The following is a 14,453-nucleotide window of genomic DNA, read 5'->3' on the forward strand; positions in this document are numbered from 1 at the left end:
CGTCTCCTCATACCAGTCGTATACACCTCCTTCTCACATGCTTATTTATGTATTGTATGCATATCCCTCTTTAGGGTTTTAGGCATTTGTAGGATGCCGATTCCAAGTATTCGCTTCCATCTGTATTTGTAGCAAAATAGGCCTTCTCCATTCACCCTATTATTAATAGAAAGGTTAATATGCCGTTTCCGAATAGGTTGAGAAATCATTTATTGATTAAGAGCCACCGAATGGCTCATACCAGTAAAGAAAGGAGATGAAAACTATGCCCATCATAAAACCTGTGTACACAGCAGTAGCTACTGCTCCCGTAGCAACTGGTGGTGCCATAAGCACGACTGTAACCCCAGCCGTGACTCGTTTTTTTGCAACAATTACAGCCGGGATGATCGGAGCAACAACAACAACTATTCCTGCTGCAAGCTTCGTAGATGACGCCGACGCTCCCGTTGTTGCTTTACCAACATTAACGGCTACTGATTCTGCTAATTATTATATTAATGGAGTTATTCAGCAGAGCTCCTTATTCACCCTGACCACGGCAAGTCTGGTCATTGCCTCTGTAGATATTACACCAGGTGTCCCCGCTGTCATAGAAATATCTGATTTTAGCGGCACAACCTCCACCATATCAACTCAGCCCACCATCTCTGCCCCTACCGTAACGATTATCACTTAAGATGTTTCATCATGTTGATTCAAAGATGGACTGAACGGTCATTCAGGCTGTACATTCCCCGTATAAGCTAGAAAAGACCGATTCAGATGTCGATATCTGAATCGGTCTTTTAAGCTCAAGATGAATATACAATCGTTTTCAAATGACTGGGTACTGTATGATTAAGGCAAAATAGCAAAGGAGCGCACTGGAAATCCGGGGGAATCTTGAATGCTCGGAACGATATTATATATGACCGCCCCCGTCGGGGGCAACTTGTCCAAATTCGTCAGCACCTCAACTTGATACCGATCCTGCTCCAATATGTAATATTCCCCTACCAGCTTGCCAGCTTTGCGATAAGCTACAGAAGAATCCGTATCTAGCGTTTCATGTCCAATGGCAGCCACATTCCGTTCTTCTACCAAAAAGCGTAGCGCCTCTAGCGACCAGCCCGGACAGTGTGCATCTCCGGCGTCATCCTTGTTCGAGAAGGCATCTGAATCAGGCCAACGTTTGCTCCAATCACTGCGAAAAGCGACAAAGGACTGATCAGCAATGCGTCCATGCTCTTTCTCAAAGTCCAAAATATCCGCAACCGTAAGTTCATAGTCAGAATTGGCTTCAACGGCTGCTGAACGGTCAATGACAACGAGCGGCAAAACCAGCTCCTTCAACGAAAGCTCATGCAAGTAACGTTTGCCCTTCACAAAATGAACGGGTGCGTCAATATGAGTCCCATACTGACCTGGAAAGCAGTATTGTTTTACAAAAAAGCCATCGTCGTGGGTAAACAGGGTATCCACCTGAACATTATCGAATACTGGAAAATGAGGGATTTCAGGATAAAAAGCGTGGGACAAATCTACCCAGTCTTTTTGCTTCAACAACTTCAAGATATCTGCTAAATGCTCTGCCATGATGCCCATTCCTCCTCAGCTTTATTACAAGCCATTTTACCTGAGGATTCTGCAAAAATCTATAAATCGACCTTCCAGAATGTATAGATTGAAATCGTTAACATTTTGAGAAAAAACACAAAAACAATTCCATATATTCATATATACATTTCCTATTCCGTGTGATTGTTAACGTTTTCATTATTACATATACGTCTTGATTGGAAAAAGTAGGGGTCTATTGAATTATATAAAAAATTCGACAAAAATTTTAGTATGTAACTTTTATTATATTAACAAATACTGGAACACGAAGTATGATAGAAAATGTAGAAACCACAGGAGCACCCGGGACTCCCTTCGTTTGTCTACTCTATTCATCCAATATACGGAGGTATTTTATGAAAAAGAGATTTTCACTCGGAATTGCAGCAGCTCTGCTATTCACTACCCTGTCCCCTCTTGGTTCACCTGCTCATGCAGCCAGCGATATTGGTAAAGAAACGCTTGGTAACAAAAACGGTTGGGCAGCCTTTTCTACAGGCACAACAGGCGGAGCTGCAGCCTCTTCTTCTAATATTTTCACCGTAACGAATCGCAAGCAATTAGTCGATGCTTTGGGCAAAAACAGCAATAGTACGCCTAAAATCATTTATGTCAAAGGCACGATCAACGCCAACGTCGATGACAATAACAAGCCGTTGGGATTGAACGATTACAAGGACTCTAAATATGATTTTGACGCCTACCTCAAAGCTTATGACCCATCCACTTGGGGTAAAAAGGCTCCGTCCGGCACATTGGAAAAGGCACGTGAGGCTTCACAAAAAAATCAGGCCAGTCGTGTCGTCATTGAGATTCCTTCTAATACAACGATTGTCGGTCAGGGTAGCAATGCCGTCATTAACGGCGCGAACCTTCAACTAAAAAAAGGGACAGATAATGTCATTATCCGTAATATTGAGTTCCAGGATGCCTACGATTATTTTCCTCAATGGGACCCAACGGACGGCAGCACAGGCAATTGGAATTCGGAATATGACAGCATTACAATTAACGGCGCCACACATGTATGGGTAGACCACAATACCTTCAATGATGGATCTCACCCAGATAGCCAAAACGGCTCCTTTTACGGTCAAGAATACCAGCATCATGATGGGCTTCTCGATGTGATTAACCAGGGCGATCTGGTTACGGTTTCTTACAATCATTTTTACGATCATGATAAATCATCGATTATTGGCAACAGCGACAGTAAAACAGCAGATGAAGGGACTTTACGTGTAACCCTGCATCACAATTATTATGAAAACACGGTACAACGCACACCACGCGTGCGGTATGGACAAGTCCATCTGTACAACAATTACTATACAGGTGATGTAAAACGCTCCGAATATCCTTCACTGTATATATGGGGCGCAGGTAAATCCTCCAAAATCTTCGCCGAAAACAATGTTATTGACGTTGCCGGTTTATCTGCAGCTAAAATCGTGACTGTCTTTGGTGGAACTGCCCTGTCAGATACGGGCACAATCCTGAATGGACAAGCTGTTAATGCAGGCTCCAGTGCGGGTCTTAGCTCCTCTGTAGGCTGGAAACCATCGCTGAACGATAAAATTTCCCCATCCGCCAGTGTGAAGGCAGAAGTCACTTCCCAAGCTGGCTCTGGTAAGCTGTAAACACTGCCCATTAACACAAATAACCGCAGACGCATACAACCTGCGATTTTACACCAAAAAGGCTGCTTCCTCCGTAGAATGATTCCACACGGAGAGAACAGCCCTTTTTTTTATTTTTCATTTTTTTAATTACAAATTATAGCGCACATTAACTACCGTATTGTTCTACCAAAACCGGCTTTTCAAATGCGTTATCCAGCTTGCGAAGCTTAGCCTTTACCGCATCTGGTGGCTCAACCGCTGGCGCATCTGGATGCAGCAACCATGATTTCACAAAATGCGTATCGGATAATTGAAAGAGTGGAGGCTCTTTCTCAAAGTCAATTTTCATAGCATAAGAACTGCGAGCTGCAAAAGCATCCCCTACAGGTGGGTGAAGCAGATCCGGAGGTGTTCCCGGAATAGCTGCCAGCTTCTGACCATGGCTGTCCAAACTTGGCATAGAGGCGAGAAGGCCCCATGTATATGGATGTTTCGGGTTGTAGAAAATTTCATTAACCGTACCTGTTTCCACGATTTGTCCTGCGTACATAACGGCAACGCGATCAGCCATCTTCGCTACAACACCGAGGTCATGAGTAATAAAGATGATGGAAGTATCAATCTTTTTCTGAAGATCTTTCATCAGTTCCAAAATTTGAGCTTGAATCGTTACGTCCAACGCAGTCGTCGGCTCATCGGCAATCAGAAGTTTCGGATTAGCAGCCAATGCCATCGCAATGACGACACGTTGACGCATACCGCCACTAAATTCATGCGGATATTGGTTAAAACGCTGTTCAGGATGTGGGATACCTACTAGATTCAGCAACTCAATACCCCGCTTGCGAGCAGCATCCTTGGATATTTTTTCATGCTTGAAAAGCACTTCCGTAATCTGCTTGCCCACTTTCATCGTCGGGTTAAGCGAAGTCATTGGGTCCTGAGAAATCAGGCCAATTTCCTTACCACGAATTTTTTGCATCTGCTTTTCCGTTTTATTAATCAGCTCTTGTCCGTCAAACATAATTTGACCCTTTTGATAAATGCCCGGAGGGGTCGGAATCAACTTCATAACAGCTTGTGAGGTTACGCTTTTACCTGAGCCGGATTCGCCCACAATCGCCAGCGTCTCTCCTTTATTGACATGAAAGTTTACGCCACGAATGGCCTGCACTAGTCCCTGGCGGGTCTTGAAAGATATCGTTAAGTCCTTCACTTCCAAAAGGCGGTTCATCTCATCACTCTTTCATTTATTATTCATCACTATTATTGACCACTATCTAAAAAAACGACGTCCATGAGTCAAGGTATATACGATTAATTTTACTCAGTTTAGTACCTACCAGTCAAGCTATATCTCAAATATCACCGAAAAACTTCCATTCGATGTTAGATAAATGAAATGTTTCTCCGAAAAAACGATCATTTTTAACCATTTTTGTACTCATTTATAACATGCGCTGGATATAGCTGAAGCGTGCTCCACCCAATGGCGAACGTGTGCAGAGTAGTTCTCCATTCAACCGGGTAGCAATTTGACGACAAATAGCCAATCCAAGACCTGTGACACCATTCGAGCCCGCATAGAATCTTCCGAACACCTCGGTTGCCTCTTGTTCGGTCAGCCCTTCCCCATCATCATCCACATGTATAACCCATACAACCTCCGGTGTTGTCCCTGTCTCCAAATGAATGACAACCTCCGTAGAGGTATGCCGAACTGCATTTTGCAGCAAATTCAATATCATGCGGAACAATTGCTCGGCCGGAACGGCCACATGCAGACCCTCTCCCTCCACTCGGAGCGAGATAGAACGTTCAGCAGCCACCGGCATCAATAGATGAACAGCATCCTCCGCCATGCTTCTAAGATCAACCAGAGAGACAGGCCATTCTTCATTCAGCGCCTCCAGCCTCGATAGCTGCAGCAGCTTTTCCACCATGTCAATTAACCGCTGGGACTGCACTTTGATGATACTCAGTCCCTCGTCCTGGGATACCACTTGATCCTGAATGGCATATACATAGCCTTGAATCGACATTAACGGTGTCCTTAGCTCGTGAGATACATTTTGTAGAAATTCAATTTGACCGTGATGGTGCTGCTGAATACGGGCGGACATGGAATGAAAGGTGCCGATCAGCTCGCCAATCTCACTTTTATCCGCCTGCGGAAAATCACTATCCTGCGGCTGATTCGGCTCATAGTTGCCAACCGCCTCCTTCAATCGTTTGAGCGGACGCACCAGACGTGAGACCACCATCAGACCAATGACGAGAATCACTAAAAAACCCGCGATGATAGACAGTAATGTGGTTCTCATTAACGGTACATACAGGGCTCTCAAAGAAGATAAAGGTGAGTATACAAAAATACGAAAAGGTTGTCCGGGCAATTCTTCATTCGTAAACAGTACCTTTTTACCTTGAAGCACAGCCACCCCTTCATGTGTAGCGGTCAGATCCTGGGCAGACGGATGAACCGATGCAAAAAATCCCTGGCGGATCAAAAGCAAATGTTCGATCTTTTTGCCTTCCATTCCAGAAACGCTTGAGTCGATGATGTGGTTATCCGTGCTTAAAATAAAGTAATCGGTAGATAAAAGCACGCCCTTGATAACATAGTTAAATTCAGCATTATCCAGTCGATCAAAGCCTCCATCGCTCATAATATGGACGGCTTTGCGTGCCTGCTCATGAAGTTTGGATTTGGCTTGATTCACCAGAATGTCGTCGATAAGCCTAACGAATAAAACCACCGTAATACAGACGGTAATAAGCATGGCGATGGACAGGGAAAGCAGTATTTTAGCTCTCATCGTACGCATGATTACAACTCCTGAACCGTTGCTTTATATCCGAAACCCCATACGGTGTTAATGACGAGCGTAGAGTGATATTCAGCTAACTTTTTACGAATCCGTTTGACCAGATCATCCACGACTCTCACATCACCTATAAAATCATAGCTCCACACCTGCTGAATCAGATGTTCCCTGCCAAAAGGTCTTTCCAGATGATTCGCAAGAAACAGCAACAGATCGAATTCACGTGAGGTTAAATTCAGCTCTTGTCCGTCCACTGTGACTTTACGAAAGTCAGCAAAAATACACAGATTGCCCGCATGGCATAGATCTGCGTTTTCTGCCGCTTGCCTATCGTCCGATGCAGACATTCCGGCCTTGCTCAGTCTCAGCATCGCTTTGACCCTTCCTACCAACTCCCTTGGATTAAAGGGCTTGGTCAAAAAATCGCTGCAGCCCAGCTCCAGCCCGTGAATACGGTCGTTCTCTTCTCCACGGGCAGAGATCATAATGATCGGCATTTCCGTAAACTCACGAAGCTGAGTCAGTAGAGAAAGCCCATCAATGCCAGGCATCATAATATCAAGAACGAGACAATCCGGACGGTTCATACGGATATGCTCTACCAGTGTTTTACCGCTGGAAAAGGAAGTCACCTCGTAGGATTCTTTTTTCAAATATTCAGATATTAATTGCAGAATGAACACATCGTCATCCACTACTACTATTTTTGTCATGGCCTTAACCCCTTGCCGTTGTTCTGGATGCTTCCATCCTCTCTTTAAGCTTAACAGAAGCCTAGCAGAATAGACAAAAGACGGGTATACCGTTCCCGGTCCCGTCTTTCTTATCATGAATCGCTGCTGTATATGCCAGGCGAGCTGAGTGCTAACTACGCATCAAACTTATTTCTTGGTTGTTACTACTTTGGCTGCTGCTTTTGGAGTTGTTTTTGCTGGGACTGCTTTTTTAACTGGAGTTTTGTGGGTCACTTTTTTAGCTACGACATGATGTGTACGAGTTTTATGAGCTGTTGCTTTGTGTTTAACAACATTATGTTTTTTGGCATGATGTTTAACTGTACGGTGCTGCCCTTTCACTGCTTTTGTTTTGTGGCTTGCCGCTTTTTTCGCAACGGATTTTTTGGCAGGGGCTTTCTTCGCTTTGGTTGTTGTTTTATGAGCTGTTACAGCTTTTTTAACCGGTGTTTTTACCACAGGTGTTTTCGTCACAGGTGCTTTTGCCGGTGTTTTGGTAGCCGGTGTCATAACCGCAGGAGCTTTGGTTACTGGTGCAGTGCTCGCTAGAGTCGTTGTTGCTGTAGCGGCGAATGCGCTGCTTGCTCCTCCCAGTACACTTACTACGGTCAATACGGCTGCTGCATTTTTAGTCCATTTTTTCATGATTGAATCACCTCTCCTTTAAAGTATCTTTAGCTTATCAGGAGAATTCGGCATAATTGTGTAGCAAATGTGTGAAAAGTATATGAAAAAGCGTGCAGCTCTGTACTTAGAAAATACATGAGTCTGCACGCTATGAGTTTTACAATAACCGTCTTCACTAGCCAATGGCGATCCAGGAAATAATACCGTAGTTATGCGCGGTTTCGTTCCACTTGGTTACGACGATCACTGCTCCATTCGGCGTCTGAGATTTCAGCGTCGCATGAAAGAGAGGGTGGTTCGTCATCGCTACTAATGTGTAGTCCGGGTTTACAAAAGGCTCCCCGAATACAATGGTCACTTCCGTCTCTCCTTCACTGCCTTTCAAAAGAAACGGCGCTCTGCCGAACTGCTGCAATGCGGGCTGATTCGCACACGTACGAACCGGAGTGATGCTCAAATGCTCCGGCTTCACTGCGTTCAGCTCCAACTCACGTGAGCCTACAGTGCCTTCCACCAGATGATGGCCTTCAATGCTCTGCTCTGCCACATGATGGCTTTGTACCGCAGCGGCCTGCAGATGCTCTGCTCCCACAGCTCCCGGGCTCAGCACCTCGCTGTCGACGGCCTGAGCTTGCAGATGGTTTCGAGATATACTGTTTGCCTGAAGTCTGTCGCCACTGATACCTTCCTCTGGCAAAAGTCCCGAGAGATGAATATCTGTGGACAGCTGAGCCCGTGTCACTGAACCCGGTTTTAGGTGATGCGAATCAATAACTTCCTCTCCAATGTGGTGGCTCTCAATAGCCTCCTCAGCCACATGACGGGACTGTACCGTTCCATCTGCCAGCTTGCTGGATGTTACCGCTCCTTCTTGTATAGCATCCTCAACCACCGCCTGCCAGCCTACATGCTGTGGTTGAATAGCCCCTGCTTGCAGATGCTCCGACTGGACTGAATCCAGCGCGATATGCCTGGACTGCACCACGCCTTCTGCCAGTGCGGACCCTTGGATCGCCCCCTCGGCCAAATGCTGAGCGTGTACGGCATGCTCCGTTAAATGCACGGAGTTTATGCTGGCTTCTGCCAAATTCGAAGCACGCACCGCCCGAAGTGCAAGCTTCTCAGCGTTTACGCTGCCTGCCTGGAGCGCGTGAACCGATATACTCCCCGGCGCAATATGCCGAGTCATCACTGCCGAAGCCTGCAAATGATCAGAGGTGACGGATTCAGGAGCCAGGTGGCTCGACTGGACGGCCTCTTCTGCCAAATGATTGGCTTGCACCGCTTCGTCTGTAATGTGCCACGGCTGGACCGAATGAGGAGATATTTTAGCGGCAGTTACGCCGTCATCCGCCAGTTTGTCGGACGTAACGGACTCATTCTGCAAAGCATCGGTCGATATTGCTTGTGAGGCGATATGCACACCTTGAATAGTTCCAAGGTGCAGATGGTGCGGTTGAATAGACTCCGGTGCGATATGCACGGACTTCACCGCCCCCTCTGCCAGCGCTCTGTCCTGTACAACACCGGGTGCCAAATGCCGAGGGTGTACGGCATGCTCAGACAGCTGTGAAGGACCAACACTTCCTTCCGCGAGATTCGTCGCGTGCACCGAGCGTGCCGCCAGTTTTTCCGAGGTGATGCTTTCTGCTTGAAGCGCACGACCTGACACACTGTCCTGGGCCAGATGTCTCGCAAATACCGAGGAAGCCTGCAAATGATCAGAGGTGACGGATTCAGGAGCCAGATGGCTCGACTGGACGGCCTCTTCTGCCAAATGATTGGCTTGCACCGCTTCGTCTGTAATGTGCCATGGCTGGACTGAGTGAGCAGACAGCTTGGCGGCAGTCACGCCCTCATCCGCCAGTTTGTCGGACGTAACGGACTCATTCTGCAAAGCATCGGTCGGTATTGCTTGTGAGGCGATATGCACACCCTGAATGGTTCCCATTTGCAGATGATGCGACTGGACGGACTCCGGTGCGATATGCACGGATTTCACTGCCCCTTCTGCCAGCGCTCTGTCCTGTACTGCACCAGGTGCCAAATGCCGGGGGTGTACGGCATGCTCAGACAATTGTGAAGGGCCGACGCTTCCTTCCGCGAGATTCGTCGCTTGCACCGAGCGTGCCGCCAGCTTTTCCGAGGTGACGCTTTCTGCTTGTAACGCACGGCTAGACACACTATCCGGGGCCAGATGGCTCGCAAGTACCGCCGAAGACTGCAAGTGGGCAGAAGTGACAGATTCCGGTGACAGATGGCTCGACTGGATGGTCTCTTCTGCCAAATGATTGGCTTGCACTGCTTCGTCTGCAATGTGCCACGGTTGTACCGAGTGAGCCGACAGTTTGGCAGCAGTCACACCCTCATTCGCTAATTTATCAGACGTAACGGACTCATCCTGTAATACATCGGTCGATATCGACAGGGATGCCAGATGCTCGCTCTGAATAGTTCCAGGGTGCAGGTGATGCGGCTGGATGGATTCCGGGGCAATGTGTACTGACTTCACTGCCCCCTCAGCTAGCGCTGTATCCTGCACAGCGCCGACTGCCAAATGCTGAGTGTGTACCGACTGTGCAGATAAATGCGAAGGACCGACGCTGTCTTCCGCAAGATTCGTCCCTTGTACCGAGCGTGCTGCCAGCTTTTCCGAAGTGACGCTTTCCGCTTGTAGCGCAAGACCGGATACACTATCCGGCGCCAAATGACTCGCAAGTATCACCGAAGACTGTAAGTGGGCTGAGGTGACAGATTCCGGCGCCAGATGACTCGATTGAACGGCCTCTTCTGCCAAATGATTAGCTTGCACTGCTTCATCTGTAATGTGCCACGGCTGTACCGAGTGAGCCGACAACTTAGTGGCAGTCACACCCTCATCGGCCAATTTATCAGATGTCACAGACTCATCCTGTAAAACATCAGTCGATATCGACTGAGATGCCAGATGCTCGCCCTGAATGGTTCCAGGGTGCAAATGGTGTGATTGGATTGATTCTGGAGCGATATGCACGGATTTCACTGCTCCCTCTGCCAACGCTCTATCCTGTACCGCTCCGGCTACCAGATGCCGGCTGTGTACGGAATGTGCAGACAGATGTGACGGTCCGATGCTGCCTTCCGCAAGATTCGTCCCTTGTACCGAGCGCGCTGCCAGCTTTTCTGAGGTGACGCTTTCCGCCTGTAGTGCACGACCGGATACACTATCTGGCGCCAGATGACTCGTAAGCACTGAGGAAGCCTGCAAATGGCGAGAGGTAACGGATTCGGAAGCCAGATGGCTTGACTGGATGGATTCTGCTGCCAAATGATTTCCTTGCACTGCTTCGTCTGTAATGTGCCACGGCTGTACCGAGTTGACCGCCAGCTTGGCGGAAGTCACACCCTCATCCACCAATTTATCGGAGGTAACAGACGCATCCTGCAAAGCATCGGTCGATATGGCCTGGGATGCGATATGCTCGCCCTGAATGCTTCCTGTGTGCAGGTGATGTGGCTGGATTGACCCCGCGGTAATGTGTACCGACTTCACTGCTCCCTTTGCCAGCGTTGTATCCTGTACTGCGCCAGTTGCCAAATGCCGGGCGTGTACCGACTGTGCAGACAAATGTGACGGGCCGACGCTGTCTTCCGCAAGATTCGTTCCTTGCACCGAGTGGGCTGCCAGCTTTTCCGAGGTGACGCTTTCCGCTTGTAGCGCACGGCCGGACACACTATCCGGGGCCAGATGGCTCGTGAGCACTGACGAAGACTGCAAGTGGGCTGAAGTGACACTTTCCGGTGCCAGATGGTTCGACTGGATGGATTCTGCTGCCAAATGATTTCCTTGCACAGCTTCGTCTGTAATGTGCCACGACTGTACGGAGTGGGCCGACAGCTTGGCGGCAGTCACGCCCTCATCTGCTAGTTTGTCAGATGTCACAGACTCATCTTGTAAAGCATCGGTCGAAATGGCCTGGGATGCAATATGCTCGCCCTGAATGATTTCAGTATGCAGATGGTGTGGTTGGATCGATTCCGGGGCAATGTGCACGGACTTCACCGCTCCCTCTGCCAGCACTCTATCCTGTACCGCTCCAGCTGCCAAATGCCGCGTGTGTACGGACTGCACAGATAGATGTGAAGGGCCGATACTGCCTTCTGCAAGGTTCATTCCTTGTACCGAGCGGGCTGCCAGCTTTTCCGAGGTTACACTTTCCGCTTGAAGTGCACGACCGGACACACTATCCGGAGCCAAATGTCTCGTTAGCACCGAGGAGGCCTGTAGGTGCACCGAGGTGACCGCTCCAGATGCCAGATGGGTCGAGTCCACAACCGCCACGGCCAAATGGTTGCTTTGTACAGCTTCATCCATAATATGCCCGGACTGCACTGCATGGGCTGACAACTTGGTAGAGGTTACACTTTCCTCTGATAGTTTGGCAGAGGTAACCGCTTCATCCTGTATGGCTTGAGTCGCTATAGCCTGCAATGCAATATGCTCGCCCTGAATGATCCCGCTTTGCAAATGCTCGGATTGGATGGATTCTGCTGCAAGATGCTCAGACTTCACAGCATTCTGGGCTAATATCGTGTCCTCTACTGATCCTGCGGCCAAATGCCTGGTTTGTACGGCCTGTGCAGCCAAATGCCCGGGTCCCACGCTGTTTTCCGCCAGGTTGGAAGCCTGCACAGCCCGAGCCGCTAACTTCTCGGAAGTGACGCTTTCCGACTGAAGGGCATGGCCGGACACACTATCTGGGGCGAGATGTTTGGTTTGGACCGAAGCAGACTGCAAATGGTTGGAGGTGACGGATTCCGGCGCCAGATGATTCGCCTCCACTGCTTCAACAGCCAGATGGTTGCTCAGTACTGCTTTATCCGTAATATGCCATGGCTGCACCGAACGAGCAGACAGCTTGGAGGAAGTGACACTGCCCTCAGCTAGCTTAGGCGCAGTAATCGCCAAATCATTAATTTTATCCGTAGCCACACTTTCCGGCGATAGTTTCAACGAAGTAACGGCATGATCCTGTAAATGGTGGGAGTATACCGCACCACTGGCCAAATGCGCGGTATGAACAGCGCCTTCGCCTAGTATGTCTGCGGTAACGGACTGTTCTTGCAACGCCGCGGTTCCGACACTGTCTTCCCCAAGATGCTTGCTCTGTACAGAGCTCTGGGCCAAATGGGTTGAATCCACCGATTGAGCCTGTAACGCCTTTCCGCCCACACTGTTGTCGGCAAGGTGGTTTTCACGGATTACTCCCGTTGCAATGTGTACGTGGGTAATGACTTGCGACGCAATTTTATTTCCGGTTACCGCCCCTTTACCAATTTTAGTTTCTACAACCGCCTCGTCAGCGATTTTGTCAGACTTAATCGCGCTCGAAGCAATGTGATTTTCCTTGACAGCCTGATTCGCCACATGGTGATCCAGAACTGCACCCTTCCCTATTTTCTCGCTTGTCACAGCCCCGGAATGCAAATGTTGCTCCGTAACCGCCTCTGGTGCAATATGATCTTTCCGAATAATTTCGGATTGAAGATGCACGGAAGAAACTGCCTCTGGAGAAATCTGAGGTCCTTGTATGGCTGCTGTTGCAATATGTCTGGTAAGTACTGCCTCATCGGCAATTTTGTGTGGGAGAATGCTCTGATCCGATATTTTGGATGAAGTGACGGATTGATCAACAATCTGTAATGAGCCTACAGACTGATCTGCCAGTTTATTGGATTGAATACTCCGATCCGCGATATGCCGGGCTGTTACTTGGCCCGTTCCAAGCTGCTCTTCCCCGATGGAGCCAGGACTGAGATGCTTTCTTTCAATCGCTCCTGCCTGAATGTGCGTACTGGTGACTGCCTCAGACTCCAGATGACGCCCGCTGACAACACCTTCCTCCAATTGTTCCCTGCCCACAATTCCGTCGGATAGCTGCTTGCGATTAATCGAACCGGGGGCCAAATGCCTTGCATGAACGGCATGCTCGGTCAGGTGCGCGCTCTCAATGCTGCCTGCCTGGATTTTAGTTCCATCCACAGCCCCATCCCGCAATTTGGAGGTGGTCACAGACTGATCGCCCAGCTTGGAGCTATCAACAGCTTCATTCGCCAAATTGTTCGATTGAATCGTACCGCTGCGAATTTTATCGGAGGTGACCGACTGATCTTGAAGCATATCTGAAGACACGATCCATTGCTTGAAATGACGGCTTTCAATCGAGCCATTGGCAATATGATCGCCGCTGATAATTTTATCCGCCAGCTTTTCTGGAGTGATGCTGCCATCACGAAGTTTTTCACCACTAATAGAGCGATCCTGCAATTTACTGCCTGCCACTGATGCGTCTGACAGATGCTCGACCGTAATGGAGTCGGGAGCAATCTTCGAAGCAGTCACAGCACCGTCAGCTATTTTAATTGTATGAACAGCATAATCTGCTAGAAATTCCGTTTGGATACTCTCTTGTTTCAGCTTGCTGGAATCTATGGAAGCGGGAGCGATCTTTTCACCTGTCACAGCGAAATCACTCAAATCGTCTGTATAGATGAAAGCATTGTTTACATGCGGAGCCTTCTTATTGTTCAAAATTTCTTCCACATCAATTGGATCAGGTTCTGGTTCTGGTTCCGGCTCTAGCTCTATCTCTGGCTCTGGCTCTAGCTCTGGCAGTCGGGGTTCTTCCATCAAAGCTGGAGTCTCCTCTACATCTGCAACCTCAATTTCTTTCTCGTGCAGAGCCTCGACTTCAGGCTCGACAACTGTCTTTAGCTCCGACTCCTCTGTAGTTGGGGGAGGCGGAGAAGCAACTTGATGAAGTCTTGCTTCTGTCTCCCTCTCCGCAGGCAGTGGTTTTGAGCGTTGTATCATACTTAACTCATTCATATCCGGGTCAATTACACGATAGAGCGGCTTTTTGTTTCTGTTGGTTTTTCGGCTCTTGTTCTTCAAGCAGCTCTCTCCCTTCTCATGTTTATCGTTACAGCATCATATGCAGACCCTTAGGCACTTGCCACCCTGTACAGAGATTCACTTTTGGGTAAAAAGGATACTTACT

The 14,453-nt window shown here is 48.5% G+C and carries 8 protein-coding genes; 2 read left to right on the forward strand and 6 right to left on the reverse strand.

Annotated elements, in window-relative coordinates:
* Positions 1-265 precede the first annotated feature (265 nt).
* Positions 266-679 carry a DUF4183 domain-containing protein gene (locus MKY98_RS18585; RefSeq protein WP_013311418.1) on the forward strand — a complete coding sequence of 138 codons (414 nt, stop codon included), beginning with the start codon at positions 266-268 and terminating at the stop codon, positions 677-679.
* A gap of 161 nt (positions 680-840) precedes the next feature.
* Here the strand turns inward: MKY98_RS18585 and MKY98_RS18590 are convergent, their stop codons facing one another.
* Positions 841-1,578, reverse strand: a complete 738-nt coding sequence (locus MKY98_RS18590; RefSeq protein WP_069012518.1) for a cyclase family protein — start codon at positions 1,576-1,578, stop codon at positions 841-843.
* Between the two features lie 380 nt (positions 1,579-1,958).
* Here MKY98_RS18590 and MKY98_RS18595 point away from each other — a divergent pair, with 380 nt between their 5' ends.
* On the forward strand, positions 1,959-3,242 hold the full coding sequence (locus tag MKY98_RS18595) for a pectate lyase family protein (protein WP_029515634.1): 1,284 nt from the start codon (positions 1,959-1,961) through the stop codon (positions 3,240-3,242).
* A 148-nt stretch (positions 3,243-3,390) separates the two neighbouring features.
* Here MKY98_RS18595 and MKY98_RS18600 read toward each other — a convergent pair whose 3' ends face one another.
* From MKY98_RS18600 to MKY98_RS18620, 5 genes are all read right to left on the reverse strand, one after another.
* Complete coding sequence (locus tag MKY98_RS18600) at positions 3,391-4,458, reverse strand: ABC transporter ATP-binding protein (RefSeq protein ID WP_029515635.1); 1,068 nt, start codon at positions 4,456-4,458, stop codon at positions 3,391-3,393.
* A gap of 214 nt (positions 4,459-4,672) precedes the next feature.
* Positions 4,673-6,052, reverse strand: coding sequence for a HAMP domain-containing sensor histidine kinase (locus MKY98_RS18605; RefSeq protein ID WP_069012517.1), 1,380 nt, complete (start codon positions 6,050-6,052; stop codon positions 4,673-4,675).
* Between the two features lie 2 nt (positions 6,053-6,054).
* Positions 6,055-6,765: a response regulator transcription factor gene (locus MKY98_RS18610; RefSeq protein WP_039272977.1), complete on the reverse strand. Its 711-nt coding sequence runs from the start codon at positions 6,763-6,765 to the stop codon at positions 6,055-6,057.
* A gap of 168 nt (positions 6,766-6,933) precedes the next feature.
* Positions 6,934-7,431: a hypothetical protein gene (locus MKY98_RS18615; protein ID WP_069012516.1), complete on the reverse strand. Its 498-nt coding sequence runs from the start codon at positions 7,429-7,431 to the stop codon at positions 6,934-6,936.
* Positions 7,432-7,588: 157 nt separating this feature from the next.
* Positions 7,589-14,347: a WIAG-tail domain gene (locus MKY98_RS18620; RefSeq protein WP_208332643.1), complete on the reverse strand. Its 6,759-nt coding sequence runs from the start codon at positions 14,345-14,347 to the stop codon at positions 7,589-7,591.
* Positions 14,348-14,453 lie beyond the last annotated feature (106 nt).

Source organism: Paenibacillus sp. FSL M8-0228 (assembly GCF_038007385.1).
In the GTDB taxonomy this organism is placed as follows: domain Bacteria; phylum Bacillota; class Bacilli; order Paenibacillales; family Paenibacillaceae; genus Paenibacillus; species Paenibacillus polymyxa_D.